Origin of the sequence: Microcoleus sp. M2_D5 (assembly GCF_036701935.1) — a bacterium.
GTDB lineage: Bacteria > Cyanobacteriota > Cyanobacteriia > Cyanobacteriales > Microcoleaceae > Microcoleus.
This window is the reverse complement of record NZ_JAUBRP010000002.1, coordinates 139,771-163,063: the sequence shown is the minus strand read 5'-3', so window position 1 is coordinate 163,063 and position 23,293 is coordinate 139,771. Positions and strand designations below refer to the sequence as shown.

Here is a 23,293-nt window from a genome sequence, read left to right as displayed (position 1 = left end):
GATTTTAGATTTTAGATTTTAGATTTTAGATTGGCCTAGGGGAACTGGAGACTGGGAACTGGGGAGTGAGGAATGAGGATTGGCTAATAGAAAAATTCCCGCTTTCAGGCCAATTACCAACGATCGATTACCCATTACCAATTATCAGCCCTGGCATCCAAAATCTAAACTCCAAAATCCGTCAAAGATTTACCGTGTAAGCATCCCGAATTCCCGGAACTTTTAGGATCTCGGCCAGTATCCCCTCTGGTAGAGGGTCATCAAGGCTCAAAACCATCACCGCATCGCCTCGCACGATTTTACGGCCTACCTGCATACTGGCAATATTGACATTAAAACTGCCCAATTGGGAACCAATTTTGCCAATAATCCCCGGCATATCGCGGTGCAGGGTAAACAGCATGTGGTGAGTGGGGGAAACGTTGACCGGGAAATCGTCAACACTGGTAATCCGAATTTCGCTTTCGCCGAGCACTGCACCTGTCACGGTGTGTTCGCCTAGGGTTCCCTTGGCCGAGAGGTGCAGGGAGCCGGTGTAGTCGCGAACCGAGGCGTCTCTGGTTTCGACGACGCGAATTCCGCGTTCTTTGGCTTCGATGCTGGCGTTGACGTAGTTAACGCGCTCTCGCAGGGCTTGGGAGAGCAGGCCTTTGAGGGCGGCGACGACTACGGGCTGGCTTTGGTTGCTGGCCAATTCGCCTTGGAGTTGGACGTTGAGGTAATCGACTCGGCCTCCGGCTAGCTGGCTGACGAGGTTGCCCAGGGTTTCGGCGAGTTGCAGGTAGGGTTTGAGTTTTTCGATCGAGTCTGGGAAAATGCCGGGTATGTTAACAGCCGATCGCGCGGGCAATCCCAACAGTACATCGCGAATTTGTTCCGCAACATCGATCGCCACATTCACCTGAGCTTCCGCTGTGGATGCTCCCAAGTGGGGCGTCAGCACGATGTTCTGGCCGACACTCCGCAGTGGGGAATCAGCTTCCAGCGGTTCGTGTTCGTAAACGTCCAAAGCTGCGCCGGCGATCTGACCTGATTTGATGGCTTCTGCGAGGGCTGCTTCGTCGATTATGCCGCCTCTGGCGCAGTTTATGATGCGGGCCGTCGGCTTCATTTTCGACAGCACTTCAGCGTTAATTAAGTGCAGGGTTTCCGGCGTTTTGGGGATGTGCAGGGTGATGTAGTCGGATTCGCGCATCAGCAGTTCGAGTTCTACCAAGCGGCAGCCCAACTGATCGGCTCTTTCGGTGGAAATGAAGGGATCGTAGGCCAGCAGTTTCATGCCCATTGCTTTGGCTGCGGCGGCGAGGTGGGAGCCGATTTTGCCCAAACCGACGATGCCGAGGGTTTTTTTGTAAACTTCTACGCCGAGAAAGCGGTTGCGTTCCCATTTACCCGCTTTGACGGATTCGTTAGCTTCCGGGATGTGGCGGGACATCGAGAGCATCATGGCCAGCGCGTGTTCGGCTGCGGCGATCGTGTTGCCTTCGGGGGAGTTGACGACTACAATTCCTTTGCGGGTAGCTGCGGGTACATCGACATTATCTACGCCGACGCCGGCTCTGCCGATGATTTTGAGTGAATTCCCCGCTTCAATGATTTCTTTGGTAACTTGGGTGCCTGAACGAATCATCAAAGCGTCGTAATCTGGAATAATTCGTACCAGTTCTTCGGCTGAGAGCCCTGTGTTTACGTCAACTTGCGCGACTTGGGAGAGGATGTCAATTCCGGCTTGGTCGATCGGATCGGATACTAGAACTTTAGGCATAGTAAGCAATTGAGTGCAACAGTAAAAATAGACCGAGCGTTGGCGAGATCAAAGTGAGACTTATGACTTAGAGCAGTATCTAACAGCTCAGCTCAAGCTTGCCTTTGTGCAGTTTGAATTGTATCTGTATTCGGTCAAGGTCGGCCGTTTTTTGCGTGAAATATTTTAGCTTTGCGGGCGATCGGACTTTACGACCGTGTTAAAATCCCCCAATTGCTTAGCTAGTATGTCTTTTCGGGATATAATAGACTTTGGCTATTTCAGCCTAACTATCAGGAATTATTCTCAATGAATTATCTTATCGCCGTACTGCCCGATCGAATTCAAGCCGAAGCTGCCTACACTGCTCTGGAAAAAGAAGGCTTGCCCATGAAGCAAGTGAGTATTTTGGGCCGCGGCTACAAAACTGCTGATGAATTTGGCTTGATCGACCCGAACCAGCAAGCGAAGAAACAAGCTAAACTCATGGCTATTTGGCTGATTCCCTTTGGCTTTATTGCTGGCGTTACTTTCAGCTTGATTACTGAATTGAAGACTTTTGCCTGGGCGGGGGAAATTGGCGATCACGCGATCGGCGGCGTACTCGGTGCGATCGCCGCTGCGATGGGCAGTGTTTTTGTAGGAGGCGCGGGCGGTATGGCTTTTGGTAGCGGCGATGCTTTGCCCTACCGCAACCGTTTGAATGCCGGTAAATTTTTGATTGCGGTTAAGGGTACTGATGATTTGACTGGGAAAGCTGCGAATATTTTGCAGCAGTTTGAACCGGAAAATATCCAAGGTTATACAGAGACTTAGTTATTTGTTTGTTAACAGTTGACTGTTGACTGTTGACTGTTGACTCGTGTAATATTTGGAGGCAGTTATGGAATTACAAACTATCCCCCTAAATTCTCCGCTAGAATTGACGCTTGAATTAACTGACGACCAGTTTTTTCAGTTGTGTATAGACAACCGGGATTTGAGATTTGAGCGCACTGCTAGTGGAGGATTGATTATTATGCCACCTACAGGTAGCGAGACGGGTAATTTCAACATTGACTTATCGTATCAACTTCAATCTTGGAGCAGACAAAATAAGCATTTGGGAATTGCTTTTGATTCTTCAACTGGATTTAAGCTGCCCGACGGTACAGATATTTCTCCCGATGCTGCTTGGATTCGGCGCGACAGGTGGGATGCTTTAACTGCTGAAGAAAAAAAGAAATTTGCGCCGATTTGTCCCGATTTTGTGGTGGAATTGCGTTCGACTACTGATTCCCTAGAAAAATTGCGGGCTAAAATGAAAGTGTATGTGAAAAATGGAGCAAGGTTGGGATGGTTGCTCGATCGCAAAAATAGAAAAGTAGAAATCTCCCGTCAAGGTTCAGATGTGGAAATTTTAGACTCGCCTGGAACTCTGTCAGGCGAAGATGTATTACCCGGTTTTGTTTTGGATTTAAGCGATATTTTGTAGGTGGATATTAATGATGGCGAATTTACAAAGAGAAGAACTGTTAAAAGGCATCGAAAACCGCGAATGTGTGGCGCGGGCACTAGACCAAGCGGAACAAGCAATTAAAACTTGGGAAGTTACTCTGACTGATTTTCTGTCGCCTCCAGAATTGGCGGACACTCTGACTGTATTTAAGCGGTTAACAGACGTGGAATTAGTGGCTTGGGGCGGCTACCCGCAAGCGGAAAGACAAAGAATTGCGATCGCGCGATCGGATATCCCGATCGACTCTACTAACGTTAACGTTGCTGCGGTAGAAATTGCTGGCAATTTCTTGTTCGACACCGCCAGTCACCGCGACTTTTTGGGGGCGATGTTGGGTACGGGAATTGTCCGCGAGAAAACGGGCGATGTGATTGTTTTGGGAGAACGCGGCGCGCAAGCTATTGTCATGCCGGAGATGGTAGAGTATTTGGAGATGAGTTTGCAGCAAGTGCGATCTGTTCCCGTGCAAACTCGGCGCATTGAGTTGAGCGAACTCAAAATTAGAGAACCCAAAAAGAAAGAAATGACAACCGTTGAAGCATCCATGAGATTGGATGCTGTCGCCTCGGCTGGGTTCGCAATGTCTCGCAGCAAAATGGCCGATTTAATTGACAGCGGCGACGTGCGAGTTAACTGGAAAGACATTACTCAAGCTAGTTATAATGTCAAGTCGGGAGATTTAATTGCTGTTACGGGCAAGGGAAGATTGGAAGTTGGGGAAGTTGCCGTTACTAAGAAGGAACGCTATCGAGTGCAGTTAACTCGATATTTGTAATTTATAGCCCAGAAACCGGGTTTTTTCCGAGAATATTGTTACACAGCATAAAAATTGCGAAAAACCCGGTTTCTTTGGTTTATGTCGTAGTGCGATTATTTGTCCAGGGGGCCGTTTGTTTGTCCGCCATTCCTAAGCGGGGTTGAAACCCCTGTCTCATAGAAGACAGTCGGTTTCAACCGACTGAAGAATGGTGACAAATATTTGATTGTTTATTTAATTTGCTTTTCAGTCCTCTGAAGCGAGGACTTTTGCAATGAAACGGGGATAGAAACCCCCGGCGGACTATTCGTCTTTCGCCCGAAACACCTTTTCTACCGACTTCACCAAAAGTTCTCGCGGCATCAATCGAGGCATATTTGCGATGATTTGATTGGGAATTCCCCCTGTCACAACATTAGACTCATTTTTGTCTAAAGCTTTCAAAGCATCTCGGACTACTTCCGCCGCAGGAACGAGTTTTTGCCCGCTGCTGGATGCCAGAGATTTCGGAAATTCAGCTACTGCGAAAAAGTCCGATTCTGTCGGGCCGGGACAAAGGCACAAAACGCGAATTCCTAAATCTTTGTTTTCCGCCCAAAGTGCCTCGCTGAAACTCAAAACAAAGGCTTTCGTAGCTGCATACATCGACAAGTACGGCATCGGTTGAAAAGCTGCGATGGAGGCAACATTGATGATACTTCCCGATTTTCTTTCGCGCATTCCCTGCAAAAATAAGTGCGAAAGTTCAACTAATGCTACAATATTTAGTTGCGCCATTGTTAGTTGTTTCGCAAGCGGGCGATCGGCAAAAACACCGTAATCGCCAAAACCCGCATTGTTCACCAACAAATCAACCGTCCAACCTTTTTTAACAACCGCGTCAAATACAGCAGTTCCAGCGCCCGGTGCGGTCAAATCCTGAACGATAATTTCGACTAAAATATTGAATTCCTGTTGCAGTTTAGCAGCTAGCTGTTGCAATTTGTCTTCAGAACGAGCTACCAAGATTAGATTGTGCTGGCGTTTGGCTAATTCGGCGGCAAAGGCTGCACCAATTCCGCCAGAAGCACCGGTGATTAAAGCAGTGGGCATGAAGTTAATTCCGATTATTTGACCTAGGCTTTATATATTTTAACAATTATCTGGAATTACGCATAAATACCAAAGAAACCGGGTTTTTTACTTTACTTAAAGGCTCCGATGCAGTATTTTAGTAAAAAAAACCCGGTTTCTGCATCCGAGACTCAATTATTTTGACGGGAACCTGTAAAATAATTAAAAGGGAATAGGTGAGTTTTATGGCGCGTCTTACCGATCGAGCTTTTGAAATTTTGCGGGCAGAAGTTGACAAGTGCGCGGCGGCTGATAGTCTAGCGGGTGAAGTCTACCGACGGATGGTAATCAAGCGGTTGGAGAAGTTGCGATCGCAAAACGGCACTTTCGCCTCAAGAGATGAAATCCGCGATACCTTCAAAGACGAATTTCCCAACTTCAGCGAACAAGTTCTCAAAGCTGCCGTCAAAGCCAACCGCCCGCCCGGATTGTTCGGTAAAATCATCTTTGCTGGGAGTTTGCTAGGAAGTGCTGCGGGGATAATTTGGCTGATTAACCTGCCTATTCCCCTGATTCGCTTGCCCGTGGCGAAAACAATGCCGATATTGTTGCTGCCGAGTTTTATGAGTATGGATCATAATTACCGGCAGGCGATCGCCCTTGTGGAACAATCCGATCAACTGGTGAATAAAGCCACTGCTGTCGCTGATTTCGACTTGGGCGAAATTAAAGCAAAAGAAGCTCAAAAACACCTCGATGCCTTGCCGGTGTGGTTCCTGGGGTATTACCCAAAGAGGTACTGCTCTTTTTTTAGATGCCGTTGGCGGTTTACACTCGATGAATTTGAAGCTGCCCGCAAAAATGTCGGGCGGATGGAGGCTCAAATTTTCCAGCAAAAAAATGCTTTTACTCAGTTAAATCAAGTCGAACAAACGCTAAAGGCGGCGAAACAGCAGTATCAGGAAGCAAAAACTGCCGCAGACAGACAAAAAGCGACGGTAAATTGGCAAAGTGCGATCGACCAACTCAATCAAATTCCCGGCGAAACCCTCGCCGGAGAAACGGCTAAGAAAACACTCAAAGCAGCAGAAAGAGACTTTCAAGCAATGGGTGGTATCGCCACAGGTTCTGTGCAGGCTGACAACTTAATTGAAGCTGCTAAAGAATTTGCTTTCTCTGCCGCCGTCGCCGCCAAAAACCCGCCCCATCCCGCCGCACAGTGGGAGCAAATAGCAGAATTGTGGCAAGAAGCTATTAACAGACTGAAATTGATTTCTGTCGATAACCCTGGCTATCTCGACGCTCAAACTAAACTCGCTAAATATCAAAAAGATTTAGGAACTACCCAGATTAGACTGCAAGCAGAAAAAGATTCTGCAAAAGCTTTGCAAGCAGCTAAAAGCTTGTTTGCCAACTTGCAAAATAATGTGAATTCTCAAAATCCCGGTAACTCCCTCAGCCAGTTGCAGCAAATTATCAATCAATTAGAATCCGTCAAACCCGGCACAACTGTTTATCCCGAATCCCAAAAATGGCTGCAATCTGCTCGCAAGAAACAGCAAGAATGGCAAAAAAATTAGTCAGTTGTCAGTTGACTGTTTACGGTTGACTGTTAAGTGTTAACTAAGGAATGAGAATTAAATAACTTACAATGCGTGATGGTTCTTGTGGGATGGGCTCTTATAGCCCGTCCAGAAAGGGCGGGCGGGACGCTAGGGCCCTACTCCCCACTTTCAAAGGTGTAAATTATTTAATTCGCGATCCTAATGACTCATATCATGTCCGATCGATTAACCATAATATCTTGGTCGGGGCGGGTTTTTGAGATTGTCAATTATTCGCAGGTATTGTTGGTAAACCCGCCCCTACAAAAATCGATCTCGCTCGACCGGACATGATATCATGACTAATGACTAATGCCAACAACCAACTGCCAACTGCCAACCGTCAACTAACAAATTACCAAGTCGGGTCAACATACAGATTAATTGTCACTTGCTTTTTCCCCGAAGGGATGCCGGAAATACAAGCACAAATCGTATCTCCGCCATCAATTTCTACTTCGCAAGCGTGACAAGAACCCATGAGACAGCCGGTAGGAATAGAAACCCCTGCACGTTTAGCTACATCTAGCAAAAGCTCTCCTGCTTCAGCTTCAACTGTCACGTTATCAGGTAAAAAACAAACTTTTGTCATTGAATTTGAACCTCAACTCTAACAAACAACAGTCAACAGTCAACAGCCAAGTGTTAACTAATTAACCTAAAATATGCTTGATATCTAAATGTTTTTCCACTGTATCTGCTAGAGAGTCTAACAGAGTTTCTCGGTGTTCTCGGTAATTAGGAATACCAGTAGGCAATGCGCGGAGTCCCCGCTGCTGCCGCAAGTGATTTAACCAAGCTCGCCGCCAAGCTCCGTTGTCAAAGATGCCGTGCAGGTATGTACCCCAAATTGATTGAGAAGTATTGACAATGCCTAAACTCTCATCGTCAAATAGCGGTTGAGTCAAATCTGACTCTAGGATTTGCGTTTTTCCTTGATGAATTTCGTAACCGGAAACTGGCAAACCCGGTTGAGGATAGTTAGATGTTACGATTCGTTGGCGGGCTATTTTGTTCGGTGCCATCGCAGTTTTCAAAGGCAACAATCCCAATCCTGGAAATTCTCCCTTTTCTCCCTCAATGCCTTCTTTATCCGTGATACTTTGTCCCAGCATCTGAAAGCCACCGCAAACTCCCATGACTGTACCGCCAGCTACTAAATAATTTTGAATAGCTTTTGCCATACCTGTTTGGCGCAGCACGTGCAAGTCGGAAATTGTAGTTTTAGAGCCTGGTAAAATCACGGCGTCTGGATGGCCTAAATGGTCTTTTGGGCTGACATATTTGACGGTGACGGAAGTTTCCGACTCTAAGGGGTCAAAGTCGGTAAAATTGGAAATTCGGGGCAGGCGGATGACCGAAATATTGATGTCGGTTTGAGAATTGGGAGAACGCCGATCGAGCAAATCGAGAGAATCTTCTGAGGGAAACACTTCGTCTATCCAAGGAATCACCCCAACTACCGGGATTCCCGTCCTTTCTTCTAGCCAAGTCAGGCCCGGATCTAAGATCGATTTTTGTCCTCGGAACTTATTAATAATGAATCCTTTAATTAAAGCCCGTTCGTCGGGTTCGAGCAATTCCAAAGTACCGATAAGGTGAGCAAAAGCACCGCCGCGATCGATATCAACTACTAGCAAAGTTCGAGCTTTTAAATATTTAGCTACCCGCATATTTGTTAAATCGCGGTGTTTGAGATTAATCTCAGCAGGGCTGCCGGCTCCCTCACACACAATCATGTCAAATTCTTGCTTGAGAAATTCTAAAGAGTCCCGAATAGCTTGCCAGCCGATATCGAAATACTGCTCGTAATATTGAGATGCTCGCACATTGGCGATCGCCCGGCCCTTGACAATCAATTGAGAAGTCATGTCTCCTTGCGGCTTGAGCAAAATCGGATTCATTTCTACCCAAGGTGCGACGCCTGCAGCCCAAGCTTGCACTGCTTGAGCGTAACCAATCTCTCCGCCGGCGGCTGTGACATAGGAATTCAGTGCCATATTCTGACCTTTAAACGGAGTTACGCGCCAGCCTCGCTTTGAAAAGATTCGACATAAACCTGCCACGAGTAAAGATTTCCCTGCGTGAGATGTGGTTCCCACGACCATAATTGCTTTCATAATATTAAGGGAGAAGGAAAAAGGAAGTTCGGCAACGGATTCTGTAACGGATGTAACGGATGTAACGGATATAACGGATGTAACGGATGTCAGGAAGAAGGAAGAAGGAAGAAGTAAAAAGTAAAAAGTAAAAAGTAATAAGTAATAAGGCAGAAGGCAGAAGGCAGAATCAAAAAAAATTCTGGTTTCTACCTTTTGCTTTTTGGCTCAAGATGACGGTTTATCTTCGCCGGATACATTCTCAGACTTGGATTCAGTAGTCGGTTTAGCAGTTTCGACTAGATTCGGATCGGGGTGATTCGGGGGACTCAATTCAGTTTGTTCTCCCTCAGAAGAGAGTGCTTCACCTGTAGATTCGATCGAGATCACTGATACTGAAACCGTTTCCACCTGCACGCTCAACCCAGGTTCTCCCGGTATTTCTATCTCTACAGGCGCTGCCATTTCCACCACAGTCATTTCCAGGGATACAGCAGGGGCTTCTGCTTCCGGTACGCCTGCTGCTGTTTCCGGTTCATCAACTGCAGCCAGCGGTGTCTGAATTTGGGCCGACGATCGATCTTCGATCGTCCCGTCTCCTATTTTGTCAGAACTCGCGGTTTCTGTGGCCATCAACGCGGCCATTGCATCAACATTGGTGGGAAAAGGCACTCCCAGGCTGGTTTCCACAGCAGTGTTGCTGCTTTCGGCTGCCACTTCCGCAGCAGCCTGGGCTAATTCGGATTCGAGAATTTGGTCGATGCCCGGTGCAGGAGTTGCCGTTATTTGAGATTCAGGTGCGATCGATTCTGGAGTCACTGAAGGTTTTGGCGTCTGCGGAGTTGCATCAGATTTGTTTTTACCCGCACCCCGTCCCAACATACCGCCGAGACTATTTTTGATATTGTCAAACAGACTACCGAAACCGCCTGATTTTTTAGCTGGTTTAGGAGGAGTTGGAGGAGTTGGAGGAGTTGGAGGAGTTGGAGGAGTTGGGGCCGCTGCCGCTGCCGCTGCCGCCTGCGACTCTTTAACGGCTGTCCTCCATTCTGTTTCCCCGTCAAAATCATCTGCTTCTGGCTGCTGTTGAGGCTCTGGCTGAGCCTCTGCTGGCTCCACACTTGGTGCAACGGCTATTTCTGAAATTTCTAGAGGTAGAGGTAGAGGAGTGAAGCTGCTGGCTAATTCTGCTGGGGTGGGTGAAGTCTCAGCAGCAGGAGTTTCGACTGAAAAGACGGGTATTTCTGCAATTGCAGGTGGTTTCGAGTCGGGAATTTTCAAGTCAGGGGCGATCGCACTTTCTGCCGTTGCCTCGTCGATCGCACTTTCGGCAATACTTTCAGCTATGGGGGGAATCGCCGGCTGTTCCTCTAGCTTTACCTCGCCCTTATCCAGAGTGGGTGCTGGAACCACATCAGTTTTCGGTTTGGGCGATCGAACAAACTTAGGTTTTTTCGCCGCTGCTGCTGGTTCTTTTTTCTTGGCAAACAAGCCAGCCAACGGCACGCCTGCTGCAGCCAAATTCGCCGACTGAGGAATCGGCGTTTGCTCAGCAATCGGCGTCACCTGCCGGCGCAAAGTCAGAGTTTCCCAGGCAAACCAGCCCAACATCGCCACGCCCGCCATTTGACCAAGCAGGAGAGCACCAGTAATTCGTCCCGCACAAGCCCATAAAATTAACGCATAAAAAAGCCCTACCCCGCTCCAGGTAAAATCACTTTTGCGGTGCACTTCTGGAAAAAAGAAGGCCGCCATGTAAATACTGAAGCTGCCTAGACCGACCGCTAACGCCAGAATGTATGCAAGCATATTGTCGGTACCTCCGCTGTGTCAAATAACTTCTACGCGCTAATTCTACCTTTGAGAGAGACTCAACGGCTTCTTTCTCTAGGACAATTCTTGATTTGTAGGGAAGTTTAGCAGGGAAGCAGTGTAAGGAATTTAACACGTTCAACGGATGTTGACGCCTCAAGTGCGAGTCAAGATTTCCCACTCTCCCCCACATCCCTAATGCCCATTACCCCCTATGCCCACACCCCCTATCCCCATCACCCCCTTATCAGTGGTGATAGATGTCACTTAACTATGCCCGTGCGATCGCACCAAGCGACTGAGGATGTTTATATGTTGTAGGTGTAAGAGGAATTATGCCCTAGGGCATATGTATGGGAGAAAGTGCCATGTTAGAAAAACTATTATTAGCAGCAGGCTTAACCTTATCGCTTCAAATATTTCCCGGACTGAGCACTTCCGCGAAATTACCGAAAAATTTGGTATTGCGATCGAGCGATCGTCCGGCTCAAACAGTGAAACTTCCAATCGTTGCAGTACCTGCTGGCCTCAAGCCGAATGTCCAATCCTAATGATAGGTGCTAAATCATACGTGCAAGTGCGATCGGACTTAGGCAGAGCCTTTCTAATATTTTTATCGAGCTGTTCTCTTTTTTATGTGACTGTTCGCAACTCATCAGTTTGTAGTCAGGGCTTTAGTCCTCATTAATATCACCTAATAAGGACTAAAGCCCTTACTACAAACCCCAGGTCAATAATGAGTAGCAGATTGAACATTAATTCCCATAACATACTAGAAATATCTCAACATTAGGTTGTCTCATAGAGACATTCAAACCTTAAAAAACTTGGGAAACCTTGAGTAAAGGCTCAAAATAGATATATGATGTCAGATTGAGCTTAAAGCTAATAAGCACATTGACTATTAAATCAAGGAAAGCGAAAATGGGACTTAGTGATATTCTCTTGAATGAAAACAACAGAGAAACTTTTGTTGATGACTGTGTAAAGTTGATAGACCAACAAGTTGCAGCAGCCTCCGGATTGGGCGGTCTGGCTCTGAAAGCTGCCTACTCTACTGTCAAGGGGATACGGGCGGACTATTGCGCCCAAGTCGTCGATCAACTTCTGCCAGAAATCTCGATCGCACTCGATCCGATGTGGACTGAAGCGAAAAACAATGGCAACCCAGTAGAATATCTGACCCAAAGAAAAGGTGAAGTAGCAGACGAATTGCTCCAAATCAGCGACAAAAGGGTCGAGAAAAGCACAAGAGGGATGGTTAAAGGCGCCTATGCCAAACTCCGCCCCTCAGCTAAGACTTACGTGGAAAACGGAGTACCGGATTTAGCCGAAATTATTAATAAACATAGTGCGGCCTGATAAGTGAGCAACGGCTAAAAAACAGAATAGCCAGATACCCGGCTTCTTCAAGAAATCGGGTATCTAAAATCAGACTTATTCGCAACTGTGCAGTTAAGAGGGAGAGTCCTAATTTTTAGGCTTATCCATTGCCAATCACCCATTGATTTGCAGCCAATATTTTCAACATCGCCTGCCCGGTAATTCCCAAGCCCAAAAACATTACAAACATCGCACTAATTGCAGGCAAAAATTTGACTGCTGTTATATGTTTTGGCAGTTTATCAAAATTCCGTTTGGCATAAACTAAGATTAATCCGATCGCACTCAGCACCAAAGCCAATCCCAAACTAAAGGCTACCACCAGCGTCATTCCCAAACCAACATTGCCCAAAGCCGACGCGCTCAACAGCATCACCAAAGCAGAAGGACAAGGCAACAAACCGCCGGAAATTCCCAACGCCAATAAGCTTTTCCAAGTAATCGGAGAACCGTCAGCACCGGGCGGTAAATGCGAGTGAAGGCGGCCGTCTCCGTGATGGTGGTAGTGGTGAGTGCGATCGGGTTTTACAGGCTTAAATTCTCGCTCCCAACTTCCTCTACTCAAAAGATTTACTGGTTCTTGACATTCCGCAGTAAGGACTTTAGTCCTGAGAAACCAGTTTTTATTAAAAACTTTAGTTTTGATTTTTTTGAGAACTTCAGTCCTCACTACCAACCTAGTCTTAATTTTTGATAAGAGTAAGTTAAACCCGATTAATGCTACTAATAAACCAGAAATTAAACTCAGCCAAGGATCTAATTTTTCTAGATCGATTAAGTTAGAAGCAAACAAAGTAATGCCGCCCACAGCAAACACGCCGGCAGTGTGAGTAATTGTAGTCGTCGCTGCTAGAAATAAAGCGTGTAGCGGAGTAGCCCGCGAACCCACTAAATAAGCGCCGACTATGGTTTTTCCGTGTCCGGGCGACATGGCGTGCACGCATCCCCAAGCAAATGCTCCCGCTATTGCTAGCAGAAAACTCCAACCTGAATCCCAGATTGATTCATTTCCTGCTAACAAAAAGTCGCGGTTTTGGGGCGTAAACACAAAGCTTTTTACAGCACCTGCTTGCACGATCGTAGCTTGACAGCTAGCTGTCGGAACTCCGGGCAAAAACAGATTGTAATTAATCCGCAATTTCTCTGGTTTTGAGATGGAAATTGGAGCGGGTAAAGCGGGGGTTTTATCTTGAGAAGGTGCGGGCCAGGTGTAGTCTAAAATTAAGGTGCTGTGGGTATTGGGCTGCTGGATTGAACTGGCGGTTTTAGCTGCTGTTTCTAGCGGTTTTACTCCTACGGAGCCTTGAATGTTGCTGCTGTTGGTAATGCGGATTTGTTCGCTGAAGAACTTTTCTAGCTGTGTTTGGTGGTTGCGAACTTCAGCGGGTTGTAGCTGGCTGTCTCGATTGTCGTCGGCGAAGTTTGTTAAGCCTGTTGGGAAAGTTAAGGTTATTTCGGTTTGCAAATCGTTGACTGCTATTTCTGCTACGGATAAGTCTGACCAGTGTGAGTAAACTGGTCGGGTTGAGGTTGTTAGTAATAATGAAAGTGTTAGGAAGAATAGAATGAAAAATTTTGGCTTTCGGTTTAGTTTGTATTGCATAAGTAGATCCTTTTAAGAGTTTTATCGTCGGGTGGGGGCGGGTTTATTTAAATTGTCTATATCCCATAAAATTATTGGTGAACCCGCCCCTACGGCTCAAAATTCATAACTTCCTAAACCTAATGCTTGGCGAGATCGATCGTCAAAAGTCGGATCAATTTCTTTGGACTTTTGAAAATAAGCGCGAGATTCAGCATCCTTACCTAAAGTACGGGCGATCGCACCAGCCCGGTAAAACATCCCCGCATCCCGAATCCCCGATCGCACTATTTCGGCCATCACTCGATCGGCCTTTTGCCATTGCCCAGCGGCGGAAAGCGCCCAAGCCAAAGTATCCAAAGTCACAGCATCCCGCCGAATTTTCACCTCCTCCTGCATTAACGCCAGCGCTTCCGTTACATCCTGCGATCGACCTTTTTCCAGCAGCAAACTCGCCAAATCGCGCCGGTGTCCGAAACCGCCAGATCCAGAAACCTGTTCCTGTCGCAGCCCCGCTTCTGCTTTGTCGCGAAGTCGCCCGGATGCGATCGCATCTCCCTGCAAATCCTTCACCCTCGCCATACCGCGATCGACAGTGCGATCGAACACAGTCTCAACCCCGCCCGAATACGCCGAAACCTTCCTGTAATAGCCTTCCGCCTCCCGATAATTGCCTTGGCGCGTCTCCAAATCCGCCAAATAAATCAGCGCCAGCGGGTATCGCGGCACCAACCGCAGCGACTCCAAAAACAGCGCTTTCGCCTGTACAAACTGCCCGCGACGCGCGTAAAATCGACCCAAGAGCGATCGGGCCCGCGCCGAACCAGCAACCTCTCCCGGTTCCTCCGCCGCCATTGCTTGCTGGTAATCCTGCAAAACCTCAGCATCTCGGCCCTGAGACTCTCTCACTAAAGCTCTTAAAGTGAGAGAACCCAAGTTGGGAATCCGGTTAACTAAGGCTTCTGCGGCTGCATTTGCCTCGCTCACTTTTCCCATCGCTAAGTGAGATGTAACTTGCAGGGCGATCGCATCTTCATTGTCAGAACCCGCCTGTTTAGCAAAGCGCAAAGCAGTAGCAAAATCGTGTCTGGCCTCGGCAATTCGAGCTAAAACTAACAGCGCACCTTCGTTGTCAAAAGGCAAATCGGCGATCGACCTTTGAGCCGCCTGTTCTGCCAATAAAAACCAACCTCCCTCCCCAGTAGCGCGAGCCATTTTCAAATAAGATCCCGCCAGCGCCGCCCGGTTCAAACCGCTGCGGGAATCAACAGCCAATCGCTGCTGGTAAAAAGCTATTTCTTGCTCAATAGCTTCCTTTTGATTGGGATTGTTTCTCAAACTTTCAGAAAAATGATATCGGTAATTAGTATCGAGATTTTCGGGACTTTTCTTATAAAACTTATCTGAAATTAAACGCAAATTAGGAGGTAAATTCACTACTACCATCCCAAATAAAGGAACCACTATCAGCAGCCAATACCAGAAAATATCCGATTTTATTTTGTGTTGAATTTTAGTTTTCATACATCCGCGTTAATCAGCGTTCATCTGCGGTTCAAAAAAGTATTTTCAATATGTCATTAGCCAATAAGCAATGACTAATGACTAATGACTAATTAGGCAAAGCCAAATAAGGAAAAGTCGGTTCTAAAGGTTTGTGTCCCTGAGCCGGATTTCCCGGAGTTCCGTTATATGAAACGTTATCGCTAACCGGAGAACCCACCAAAGCTCCCAGAGTGATATCAATAACGTCGTCCATCAGCATACGACCTCCGATCAAGCTTCCTTGAGCATTTGTAGCGCTAGCGTAGCCGCTGGTTTTTGTAGTATCGATCCGCATGACATCGGGTAAGAAAGCTCCGGCGATCGCATTTGGATCGACATTATCCCGACCGTCCAAAAGATCCACAGCATTCAGAGTAGCAACAGCTTCCTGCCGCACCGGAGCAGCAGCAGCGCTCAAATCCAATCTCGGAGGAATATTATTGAATGCTTCCAGATAAGCGGGAGTAACTATCAAACCCTCATTAATTGCAGGTCTCGCCAAACGCTCGAATTGTTTGAAACCGCCAGCTCCATCGCGAATCGAAACTGTTGACCAAACATCAAAAGTATTCGCCCCAGTTCCTGCTTGCAAAAATGCTTTGGGAACGCGGACGGCAATTGTATTGACGTTGTAACCTTTAGTAAAGTCGATCGCTTGATTCGGTTGTTTAAAAGCAGTGCGCGGCCCCGTTCCCAAAGCGGCGGCGCGAACTCGGAAAAATTGTTCGACATCGAAGAAAAACGGGTCTTCCCGCAACCCGGCAAATACAGTCAAGTTAGAACCGCCCACAGGTACTGTATTCAAAACAGTATTAGAATTCAGCGGAGTTGTGGCAATTAGCCCGCCGTTAACTGTAGTCCTAGCAACAGTCTCCGAGCCGCCGCGAACAACAGTTACAGCTACCGCTTGCATACCTTGATTGTTAGGCGGACTGAAGGCAAACCGCAAGATAATATCAGAGCGTCCAGTAGGTGTAGAATTCACGTCACCTACCTGGGTGATGTGAAATTGGTAGAGGGCTGTAGTGCTGAAATAATATTGATAGCGGGCAACAGACCTGGGATTTGAATTCATGGTAAATACTAAATCCCCGTCTGCAGCACCGGAGTTTTGGTCTTTTTCGCGATATACGTACAGGTCAGTTAAATTTACAGCGCGACCTTTGATATCTACTTCGCCGTCGTCGTGGTCGGAAGCAACAATTATCCCTGGAGTTAATAGAGCAATTAGAGCTACTTCAATAGCTAGTATGGTTCGGCGAATTTTTTTTGTGAGCTTCACAGTTAGCACCTTTATTTCAATGAATTTTTTGCACCAATCAATGGTAAATAACCCGCATTCGCGGGTTTTACTTTTGCATCAACAGGTTGAAATCTGTCAACCTGTCGGGCTTTTGCGCTATTGCTGAGCCTTCTCCTATTGGTGGTATACGAAGGTTTGGCAATTTTGGATCTGTGCTGCCAGATTAATTTATGTAAAACAGTGTGTTATTGAGGATTTACTTGTTCCCGGACTATGCTTGGGAAGGCCCGATTCGAGACAGAGCCTCTCTCGATCTAGTGGAGCCAGAGGATAGCTTAGGAATGACAATTAAATAATTTACACATATTTGTGGGATGGGCGTCCCGCCCGTCCAGAAAGGATGGGCGGCAAGCCCATCCCACAAGAACAATAAATTGTAAGTTATTTAATTGTCATTCCTATGTGTCAAAAAAATTACTAATCAGGTGGTAAAATTCAATATAACTTGGGATTTTTACAATTCAAAGCACGACAAAATTAGCCTGAAAAGGCATACTCTCGCTTGTACCCCCAACTTCAAACTTACAATTATGTTCTGTAGTGATATACGCCGAATTGTTAATTTTGGATCTGTGCGGTCAAAACAAAAATTTTGGGTACACTGAAATGACAGGCCAGAAGTCAGGCGATGAATCGCTGCTTTTAGTGCAGATTGCCCGGAAAGACCAAACGGCATTAGCTAAACTTTACGATCGCTACGGTCGCCCAAGTTACGCTCTAGCTTACAAAATTCTGGGTTCGGTAGAAGAAGCTGAAGAAGTTGTACTCGATGTTTTTTCCCAAATTTGGCAAAAAGCAGCAACTTACGATCCTTCTCGCAGTCGAGCAGATACCTGGTTGTTCATGCTTACCCGCAGCCGTTCCCTCGACCGCCTGCGAGCGATGCAGCGAAATGTCCGGGCTGCTGAAGCTTGTCTGGAAGATGCTAAAGTACCCATCTCTAGCGTTGCAGAACCGATGGAAGATGCAATGATCGAAGAACGCAGCGAACAAGTCAAAGCAGCCTTAGAAAAACTGCCAAAGGAACAGCAAGAGGCGATCGAACTCGCCTACTACCAAGGCTTGACTTGCGCGGCGATATCAGCTAAAACTGGTATCCCGGTAGGTACAATCAAAACCAGAATTCGGTTGGGTATTTCCAAATTGCGTCAAGCTTTGAGCGAACAATTTTTTTAGATTGTCAAAAAACAAAATTAATTTTTTTAACATCAATCTAAAATTATGACCTCTCCAATCATCCATCTTGAGTGCGAGGGCAGCAGACCAATTTCAAGTTTAAAATCAACTTAGGCTGAATTACAATTAATGGCGGAAAACAGATGGAAATGATGCCAGACGAGGAGTCTATCATCCTTGCAGCCCTTCAAGCTCTCGATATCCTCGACGAGTCTGAACGCGGGGCATTTGCAGAGAAATTGAAAGAGTCCGCAGAACTTATAAGTGAATTAGCTGCTTTGGAATCAACAATTGCCGCGATCGCCTACACAGCCCCCCCAGTTCCTGTCGCCCCCGACCTCAAAAACCGCCTGTTACAGCGCATAGCCGAACTGCCGCCAACCCCGGCAGCATCAGCCAATTTAAAGCCCATTGTTACCTCCCCAACGGAGAACAATGCTCCATCTTTAATCGTGCGAGCCAACAATGTAAAATGGAAATCTTATGGAGTTCCAGGAATCTCGTTTGGCAAGCTTTATATTGACAAACAAAAGCGCGAAATTACCTGCTTGATGCGACTCGAACCTGGAGTAACATTTCCCCTGCACCGACACGCGGCCTCGGAGGAAGTGTTTGTGTTAGAAGGAGACTTAATTGTAGAAGGGGAAATTTGCCATCAAGGAGACTACATTCGATCTGTTCCCGGTTCCATACATTCGCCACTCACACAAGGGGGATGTTTGCTGTTAATGAAAACTTCTATAGACAATGAAATGTTTGTCTGATATTATGTCGGTTAAATGGTTGGTAATAACTCATATGTTGCACGATTATCAATTAGGCTTTTATGAACAGGCTTTCCGGCCTGTGAAGCGAGAAAATTTATCTTTTGTGGAACGGGCAGGAGAGCCCGTTTTTGAGAATGGTGCAAGATGTGAGTAATAATTGTTTTTAGCTGGGTGGATGCGGGTTTATGTAGATTTTTAGTTATAATTACAAATTGTTGGTGAAACCCGCCCCTACAATTATTTTGGTTAATTGACTGGACGTGATATGACCCCGCAACACCCGGATTCATCCGCGTTAATCTTCTGTTAAATATCCCAATTAGATAAGGTAAGTGTTATGCTAAATTACTGGCGTTTAACTGCTGTTATGTCCGCCGTTATTATACAATTTGTAGCCAGTGACAAAAGCGCGATCGCCCAAGAACGCGAAGGATGTTTTCTGGTCAATGCAGCAGGAGAAGTAATTAACTTAAATTTGTTGTGTTCGCCTCAAGAATTAGATATTAAGCTGACAGGAAACGATGGGAAATTTCTGGAAGACTACAAACGCTTAGCAAAAAGCTACTCTCCAGCAGCCACGGACAATTTACTGCAAGCAATCCAAAGGGCTCCGGGTCAAAAAATTGCGGCCGCTAAAAGAATGTGTGCGGAAGCAAAATCGGGACTTTCTCTGCCGGAAGTTAAATTAAGGGCGATCGGGCAAGCTGCGAGTATCGAAAATCCAACTGTCAAAGAAAGTTTTCTCGCCGATGCCGATATTATTACCACCCTTGCCGCCAACCATTATTGCCCGGAATTAGCCAGTAAGTAATATCATGAAATCTGTAGGGATACGGTAAGGCAGCATCTCAGTTTTGATTTTACAGGAGTGCAAGGGGGACGATCGCACTTCTAAAAAACCCTTTTTACAAAACTGAGATTCTCCCACGGTAACGCCGAGTCTCTACTTGCAGTTACAATGTTAATTGTCCTATTGTCGCGCAACGATCGGTGAAATTACCAGACATGAGATGAAGCATTTAAAATCAAGTTCCGCCGACTTGCGGGATTTATTCAAAGACAGCATTACAGTTAAATACCTCGCGGAACCGCTGAAAGCTGTCCCAGCTTGCGAAGATGCAGCCAAATTGCGATCGTGGATGGAGGCCCGCGATTTTGACGTGCTCGGTATCGAAGAAAACGGCACGGTTTGCGGCTATGTAGAACGATCGCACTTAAAGACAGGCAAGTGCAGCGACTACCAGCAAATTTTTCACCCCTCACAATTAATTGCCGCTTCGACTCCTTTGATGGAATTGCTGCCGCTGCTGCGAGAAAAACCGAGATTATTTGTATTGGAAAGCAACAGGATCGACGGGATCGTTACCTGCGGCGATTTGCAAAAAGCACCGGTGCGGATGCTGCTGTTTGGATTGGTGACGCTTCTGGAAATGAATTTATTGCGGATCGTGCGGATTTACTTTCCCCAAGATTCTTGGCAAAAATTGCTTAAGGGCGATCGCATTTTAGCAGCAAAACACCTGTGGGAATTGGGGCGATCCAGAAATGAAGCAATTGACTTAATCGATTACCTGCAATTCTGCGACAAGCGAGATTTAATCCTGACTTGTGCTGAAATAGTCGATCGGCTGGGACTCAAATCTAAACGCTACGGGGAGCGTTTTTTAAAGTCAGCAGAGGCATTGAGAAACAAATTAGCTCACGCTCAAGATTTAATTAACGGTTCTTCTTGGCCGGAAGTAATTTTTTTAGCCCAGGAAATTGAAGCGCTTTTGCAGCGCTGCGAAGAAATTGAAATGGCCGCACCTAATGAAGGAGAGAGCATTTAATTCTCGTCTTTTAGAGAGAGACTTTGTTTGTTGGGTCGCCATTTCAATCGCCTATTTTGATAGAGAAAGATGCGCCGAAGCGCACCCTACATTTAGTTTTTAATTTTTAGTTTCCTGTTAGTATACTGAGGAACCCAGCCTTGAGCGCTGGTGTAATACTGCAAGGCTTTCAAGTACAGCGACGGAGTGAGATAAAACCAATGTTCGGTATTGGCAGGCACTTTAATGTATTCTTCAGCTTGCAGCATTAATTGTACCTGAGAGCCGTTAGAATACACAAACCCAAAAACGCATTCCCCAGCTAAAATGTGAAGAACTTCTGCATCTGTGTGGGTGTGAGTGCGATCGCTTTGAGTCATCAGCGCGTAAATCTGCTGCGAACCTGGATGCAGCACTTTTAAGTCGCACCACTTATATCCGCTGGCGCGCTTAAACTGTTCAAACTCGCTATTAAATGCTGCGAGAATCTGCTGTTTTTCTGTAACATTGAGAATGTCTTGAACTAGCAGTTCTTGAAACGCCGGATTTTTGTTGGCGGGCAGGGAATCGATCTCAATATTTAAAACGGCCAGTTGATTCGCGATCGCCCGTATATCCGTATATGTTCTACCGTCTTCTAGTTGCAGAACAGCCATATTACCACCTAATGTTTTGAGATTTGAGGAAAATTTAGTTTCCATTTTTAAGCTGCTGTTTTAAGCTTTCGTCAAAAACTAAACTCCTGCTTATTTTCAATAATAGCCGATCGCTAAAATCCTATATCTACCTTCACAATCATCAAAGAATTACCACACATGAGAGGATTTGTTGAGTTATTTAAGTTTTATTTCTAATTCTCAGAGTCGGGCTGGGAATGCAGATCCATAGGCAGTGCCTATTTTTTAGGGTTCGCTGTTTAAACGGGCGATCGGTAGAACACCGCCCACAGCAAGAACAGACAGAAACACAGCCTCAATCTATAAAATTCCCGTCAGATTAGCTTACAATACAAGACTAAACCTCAAAATTACGGCGCAGCCTAATTGCTGCTACTTTTATGTCTCTACCTATAGTTGCTATTATTGGACGCCCCAATGTAGGCAAATCGACGCTAGTCAACCGTTTAGCCAACAGCCAAGACGCGATCGTCCACGACGAACCGGGAATCACGCGCGATCGCACTTACAGACCAGCATACTGGGGCGATCGGGAATATCAAGTCGTAGACACCGGCGGGCTAGTATTCGACGACGAAACAGAATTTCTGCCTTTAATTCGCGAACAAGCAATGGCGGCCCTCGCAGAAGCCAGCGCAGCAATTTTCGTAGTAGACGGCAAAACCGGACTCACCGGCGGCGACGAATCGATCGCATCTTGGCTGAGACTGCAAAAAGTCCCAGTCATTCTCGCCGTCAACAAATGCGAATCGGAAAATACAGGGCTTACCCAAGCAGCCGACTTTTGGCAATTGGGACTCGGAGAACCTTACCCAGTTTCTGGCATTCACGGTAACGGCACCGGCGAATTGCTAGACAAATTAATTACTTACCTTCCCACAGAAGTATTACCAGAAGTTGAGGAAATTAAAGTAGCAATTATCGGTCGTCCCAACGTCGGAAAATCGAGTTTGTTAAACGCATTTCTCGGAGAAAACCGCGCCATAGTCAGCCCAATTTCCGGCACAACCCGCGACGCGATCGACACCTTAGTAGAACGCAACGGTAAAACCTACCGCCTGATCGACACAGCCGGAATTCGCAAAAAGAAAAACGTCGAATACGGCGCAGAATTTTTCGGCATCAACCGCGCTTTCAAAGCCATTCGCCGCGCCAACGTAATACTGCTAGTAATTGACGCAATTGACGGCGTTACCGATCAAGACCAAAAATTAGCCGATCGCATCAGCCAAGAAGGTCGCGCCTGCATCATAGTCGTCAACAAATGGGATGCCATAGAAAAAGAGTCCGACACAATATACGAGTACGAAAGAGAAGTCAGAACCCGACTTTATTTCCTCGACTGGGCAGAAATGATTTTTGTTAGCGCCATGAGTGGACAGCGAGTTGAAAAAATCATTGAATTAGTAGACAAAGCCTCCGACGAACACAAACGCCGCGTCCCTACCGCAGTCATTAACGAAGTCATAGAAGAAGCCACAACCTGGCACTCAGCCCCAGTTACCCGCCAAGGAAAACAAGGCAAAATCTATTACGGTACTCAAGTGCGATCGCAGCCACCGACAATCGCCCTATTCGTCAACGATCCCAAACGCTTCACCGAAAATTACCGCCGCTACATGGAAAGCCAATTCCGCAAACACCTCGGCTTTACCGGTACACCAATGCGCCTGCTTTGGAGAGGCAAAAAAGTTCGTGCCACCGAAATGAGTACAACAAATAGAGCACTGCGCGTGAAGTGATTCTAGACTTTAGATTTTGGATTTTAGATTGAAGAGAAAACGCAGTTTAATGGTATAATTAAGTTGCGATTTTTTTCTTTTGTCTTCCTTCGCCTCTTGGCAATTCAATTACTTGGTATTTGAAACAATTCCAAATCAAACAATCTAAAATCTAAAATCGCAAGGTGGACGAACAAGAGTTTAAAAGAAGAACAAAGCAGCTAGCATTGAGAGTTATTAAGCTAGTAGATGCGCTGCCGAAAGGCTCAGCTTCTCAGGTAATTGGCAAGCAGTTAATACGTTCAGCAACTTCTGTAGGAGCCAATTATCGAGCGGCTTGTCGTGCTAAGTCAACAGCAGACTTAATTTCTAAACTCAGGATAGTGGAAGAAGAAGCGGATGAAAGTCTTTACTGGATGGAGTTAATAGTTGAAGCTGAATTGGTAGATGCTACTAAATTGAAAAGTATCATGTCAGAAACAAATGAGATTTTAGCGATGACAGTTGCGTCCATCAAAACTTTAATTGCTAAAAACCCAACAGCAAATCGCAAATAAAACAATGTCAAATCCCCAACCGAAATTTCAATCAAAAATCAAACTATTAAATAATAGTCTCTCAATAAATCAATGACTCAATCAAATAATTTCCTTCAAAAATCAATCCGTCAATCCCTCAATCAATCAATCCGTCAATCCCTCAATCCGTCAATCCCTCAATCCCTCAATCCCTCAATCAATCAATCCGTCAATCCGTCAATCCCT

At 46.2% G+C, this 23,293-nt stretch carries 23 protein-coding genes; 14 read left to right on the top strand and 9 right to left on the bottom strand.

Annotated elements, in window-relative coordinates; translation table 11 throughout:
• Window positions 1–181: 181 nt before the first annotated feature.
• On the bottom strand, window positions 182–1,765 hold the full coding sequence (serA, locus tag QUA50_RS01535; protein WP_333258712.1) for a phosphoglycerate dehydrogenase: 1,584 nt from the start codon (window positions 1,763–1,765) through the stop codon (window positions 182–184).
• A gap of 288 nt (window positions 1,766–2,053) precedes the next feature.
• Between serA and QUA50_RS01530 the strand changes: the two genes are divergently transcribed.
• The 3 genes from QUA50_RS01530 to QUA50_RS01520 all read left to right on the top strand — a co-directional run bounded on the left by QUA50_RS01530 (window position 2,054) and on the right by QUA50_RS01520 (window position 4,017).
• Window positions 2,054–2,560, top strand: a complete 507-nt coding sequence (locus QUA50_RS01530) for a hypothetical protein (RefSeq protein WP_333258710.1) — start codon at window positions 2,054–2,056, stop codon at window positions 2,558–2,560.
• Between the two features lie 67 nt (window positions 2,561–2,627).
• Window positions 2,628–3,218: a Uma2 family endonuclease gene (locus tag QUA50_RS01525; RefSeq protein ID WP_333258708.1), complete on the top strand. Its 591-nt coding sequence runs from the start codon at window positions 2,628–2,630 to the stop codon at window positions 3,216–3,218.
• 13 nt (window positions 3,219–3,231) lie between these two features.
• Entirely contained in the window at window positions 3,232–4,017 is a 786-nt protein-coding gene (locus QUA50_RS01520; protein ID WP_333258742.1) for a photosystem II S4 domain protein, read from the top strand.
• Between the two features lie 285 nt (window positions 4,018–4,302).
• Here the strand turns inward: QUA50_RS01520 and QUA50_RS01515 are convergent, their stop codons facing one another.
• A complete protein-coding gene (locus QUA50_RS01515; RefSeq protein ID WP_333258706.1) occupies window positions 4,303–5,091 on the bottom strand; it encodes an SDR family oxidoreductase in 789 nt (262 codons plus the stop codon).
• A gap of 206 nt (window positions 5,092–5,297) precedes the next feature.
• On the opposite strand from QUA50_RS01515, the gene QUA50_RS01510 reads away from it, so the two are divergent.
• Entirely contained in the window at window positions 5,298–6,632 is a 1,335-nt protein-coding gene (locus tag QUA50_RS01510; RefSeq protein WP_333258704.1) for a hypothetical protein, read from the top strand.
• 379 nt (window positions 6,633–7,011) lie between these two features.
• On the opposite strand, the gene QUA50_RS01505 is transcribed toward QUA50_RS01510, so the two are convergent.
• From QUA50_RS01505 to QUA50_RS01495, 3 genes are all read right to left on the bottom strand, one after another.
• Window positions 7,012–7,248, bottom strand: coding sequence for a 2Fe-2S iron-sulfur cluster binding domain-containing protein (locus QUA50_RS01505; protein ID WP_190657155.1), 237 nt, complete (start codon window positions 7,246–7,248; stop codon window positions 7,012–7,014).
• A 61-nt stretch (window positions 7,249–7,309) separates the two neighbouring features.
• Window positions 7,310–8,776, bottom strand: a complete 1,467-nt coding sequence (gene cobQ / locus QUA50_RS01500) for a cobyric acid synthase CobQ (RefSeq protein WP_333258702.1) — start codon at window positions 8,774–8,776, stop codon at window positions 7,310–7,312.
• A gap of 207 nt (window positions 8,777–8,983) precedes the next feature.
• Window positions 8,984–10,564, bottom strand: coding sequence for a Ycf66 family protein (locus tag QUA50_RS01495; protein ID WP_333258700.1), 1,581 nt, complete (start codon window positions 10,562–10,564; stop codon window positions 8,984–8,986).
• Window positions 10,565–10,765: 201 nt separating this feature from the next.
• Between QUA50_RS01495 and QUA50_RS01490 the strand changes: the two genes are divergently transcribed.
• The 3 genes from QUA50_RS01490 (at window position 10,766) to QUA50_RS01480 (ending at window position 11,929) form a co-directional block, all read left to right on the top strand.
• Window positions 10,766–10,888 (top strand): hypothetical protein, encoded by a 123-nt coding sequence (locus tag QUA50_RS01490; RefSeq protein WP_333298465.1) that lies wholly within the window; start codon window positions 10,766–10,768, stop codon window positions 10,886–10,888.
• A 47-nt stretch (window positions 10,889–10,935) separates the two neighbouring features.
• A complete protein-coding gene (locus tag QUA50_RS01485; RefSeq protein WP_333258698.1) occupies window positions 10,936–11,118 on the top strand; it encodes a hypothetical protein in 183 nt (60 codons plus the stop codon).
• Between the two features lie 373 nt (window positions 11,119–11,491).
• A complete protein-coding gene (locus QUA50_RS01480) occupies window positions 11,492–11,929 on the top strand; it encodes a DUF6918 family protein (RefSeq protein ID WP_333258696.1) in 438 nt (145 codons plus the stop codon).
• A 121-nt stretch (window positions 11,930–12,050) separates the two neighbouring features.
• On the opposite strand, the gene QUA50_RS01475 is transcribed toward QUA50_RS01480, so the two are convergent.
• The 3 genes from QUA50_RS01475 to QUA50_RS01465 all read right to left on the bottom strand — a co-directional run bounded on the left by QUA50_RS01475 (window position 12,051) and on the right by QUA50_RS01465 (window position 16,359).
• Window positions 12,051–13,553, bottom strand: a complete 1,503-nt coding sequence (locus tag QUA50_RS01475) for a HoxN/HupN/NixA family nickel/cobalt transporter (RefSeq protein ID WP_333258694.1) — start codon at window positions 13,551–13,553, stop codon at window positions 12,051–12,053.
• A 96-nt stretch (window positions 13,554–13,649) separates the two neighbouring features.
• Window positions 13,650–15,056 carry a hypothetical protein gene (locus tag QUA50_RS01470; RefSeq protein ID WP_333258692.1) on the bottom strand — a complete coding sequence of 469 codons (1,407 nt, stop codon included), beginning with the start codon at window positions 15,054–15,056 and terminating at the stop codon, window positions 13,650–13,652.
• A gap of 88 nt (window positions 15,057–15,144) precedes the next feature.
• Window positions 15,145–16,359, bottom strand: coding sequence for a DUF4331 domain-containing protein (locus tag QUA50_RS01465; protein ID WP_333258690.1), 1,215 nt, complete (start codon window positions 16,357–16,359; stop codon window positions 15,145–15,147).
• A 561-nt stretch (window positions 16,360–16,920) separates the two neighbouring features.
• Here QUA50_RS01465 and QUA50_RS01460 point away from each other — a divergent pair.
• From QUA50_RS01460 to QUA50_RS01440, 5 genes are all read left to right on the top strand, one after another.
• Window positions 16,921–17,556, top strand: coding sequence for a sigma-70 family RNA polymerase sigma factor (locus QUA50_RS01460; RefSeq protein WP_333298467.1), 636 nt, complete (start codon window positions 16,921–16,923; stop codon window positions 17,554–17,556).
• A 143-nt stretch (window positions 17,557–17,699) separates the two neighbouring features.
• Window positions 17,700–18,320: a cupin domain-containing protein gene (locus QUA50_RS01455; protein ID WP_333298468.1), complete on the top strand. Its 621-nt coding sequence runs from the start codon at window positions 17,700–17,702 to the stop codon at window positions 18,318–18,320.
• Window positions 18,304–18,477 carry a hypothetical protein gene (locus QUA50_RS01450; protein ID WP_333298470.1) on the top strand — a complete coding sequence of 58 codons (174 nt, stop codon included), beginning with the start codon at window positions 18,304–18,306 and terminating at the stop codon, window positions 18,475–18,477. The genes QUA50_RS01455 and QUA50_RS01450 overlap by 17 nt, the downstream gene beginning before the upstream one ends.
• Window positions 18,478–18,660: 183 nt before the next feature.
• A complete protein-coding gene (locus QUA50_RS01445; protein WP_333258684.1) occupies window positions 18,661–19,134 on the top strand; it encodes a DUF732 domain-containing protein in 474 nt (157 codons plus the stop codon).
• A 199-nt stretch (window positions 19,135–19,333) separates the two neighbouring features.
• A complete protein-coding gene (locus QUA50_RS01440) occupies window positions 19,334–20,152 on the top strand; it encodes a hypothetical protein (RefSeq protein ID WP_333258682.1) in 819 nt (272 codons plus the stop codon).
• Between the two features lie 92 nt (window positions 20,153–20,244).
• Here QUA50_RS01440 and QUA50_RS01435 read toward each other — a convergent pair whose 3' ends face one another.
• Entirely contained in the window at window positions 20,245–20,832 is a 588-nt protein-coding gene (locus QUA50_RS01435) for an acireductone dioxygenase (protein WP_333258680.1), read from the bottom strand.
• Between the two features lie 356 nt (window positions 20,833–21,188).
• On the opposite strand from QUA50_RS01435, the gene der reads away from it, so the two are divergent.
• Window positions 21,189–22,550, top strand: coding sequence for a ribosome biogenesis GTPase Der (gene der, locus QUA50_RS01430; protein WP_333258678.1), 1,362 nt, complete (start codon window positions 21,189–21,191; stop codon window positions 22,548–22,550).
• A gap of 164 nt (window positions 22,551–22,714) precedes the next feature.
• Window positions 22,715–23,086, top strand: a complete 372-nt coding sequence (locus QUA50_RS01425) for a four helix bundle protein (RefSeq protein WP_333211850.1) — start codon at window positions 22,715–22,717, stop codon at window positions 23,084–23,086.
• The last annotated feature ends 207 nt before the right edge of the window (window positions 23,087–23,293 follow it).

Coding starts and splice junctions, on each gene's coding strand:
- serA (WP_333258712.1), bottom strand. CDS start 1,765: ATGCCTAAAGTTCTAGTATCCGATCCGATCGACCAAGCCGGAATTGAC.
- QUA50_RS01530 (WP_333258710.1), top strand. CDS start 2,054: ATGAATTATCTTATCGCCGTACTGCCCGATCGAATTCAAGCCGAAGCT.
- QUA50_RS01525 (WP_333258708.1), top strand. CDS start 2,628: ATGGAATTACAAACTATCCCCCTAAATTCTCCGCTAGAATTGACGCTT.
- QUA50_RS01520 (WP_333258742.1), top strand. CDS start 3,232: ATGGCGAATTTACAAAGAGAAGAACTGTTAAAAGGCATCGAAAACCGC.
- QUA50_RS01515 (WP_333258706.1), bottom strand. CDS start 5,091: ATGCCCACTGCTTTAATCACCGGTGCTTCTGGCGGAATTGGTGCAGCC.
- QUA50_RS01510 (WP_333258704.1), top strand. CDS start 5,298: ATGGCGCGTCTTACCGATCGAGCTTTTGAAATTTTGCGGGCAGAAGTT.
- QUA50_RS01505 (WP_190657155.1), bottom strand. CDS start 7,248: ATGACAAAAGTTTGTTTTTTACCTGATAACGTGACAGTTGAAGCTGAA.
- cobQ (WP_333258702.1), bottom strand. CDS start 8,776: ATGAAAGCAATTATGGTCGTGGGAACCACATCTCACGCAGGGAAATCT.
- QUA50_RS01495 (WP_333258700.1), bottom strand. CDS start 10,564: ATGCTTGCATACATTCTGGCGTTAGCGGTCGGTCTAGGCAGCTTCAGT.
- QUA50_RS01490 (WP_333298465.1), top strand. CDS start 10,766: ATGCCCATTACCCCCTATGCCCACACCCCCTATCCCCATCACCCCCTT.
- QUA50_RS01485 (WP_333258698.1), top strand. CDS start 10,936: ATGTTAGAAAAACTATTATTAGCAGCAGGCTTAACCTTATCGCTTCAA.
- QUA50_RS01480 (WP_333258696.1), top strand. CDS start 11,492: ATGGGACTTAGTGATATTCTCTTGAATGAAAACAACAGAGAAACTTTT.
- QUA50_RS01475 (WP_333258694.1), bottom strand. CDS start 13,553: ATGCAATACAAACTAAACCGAAAGCCAAAATTTTTCATTCTATTCTTC.
- QUA50_RS01470 (WP_333258692.1), bottom strand. CDS start 15,056: ATGAAAACTAAAATTCAACACAAAATAAAATCGGATATTTTCTGGTAT.
- QUA50_RS01455 (WP_333298468.1), top strand. CDS start 17,700: ATGGAAATGATGCCAGACGAGGAGTCTATCATCCTTGCAGCCCTTCAA.
- QUA50_RS01450 (WP_333298470.1), top strand. CDS start 18,304: ATGAAATGTTTGTCTGATATTATGTCGGTTAAATGGTTGGTAATAACT.
- QUA50_RS01445 (WP_333258684.1), top strand. CDS start 18,661: ATGCTAAATTACTGGCGTTTAACTGCTGTTATGTCCGCCGTTATTATA.
- QUA50_RS01440 (WP_333258682.1), top strand. CDS start 19,334: ATGAAGCATTTAAAATCAAGTTCCGCCGACTTGCGGGATTTATTCAAA.
- QUA50_RS01435 (WP_333258680.1), bottom strand. CDS start 20,832: ATGGAAACTAAATTTTCCTCAAATCTCAAAACATTAGGTGGTAATATG.
- der (WP_333258678.1), top strand. CDS start 21,189: ATGTCTCTACCTATAGTTGCTATTATTGGACGCCCCAATGTAGGCAAA.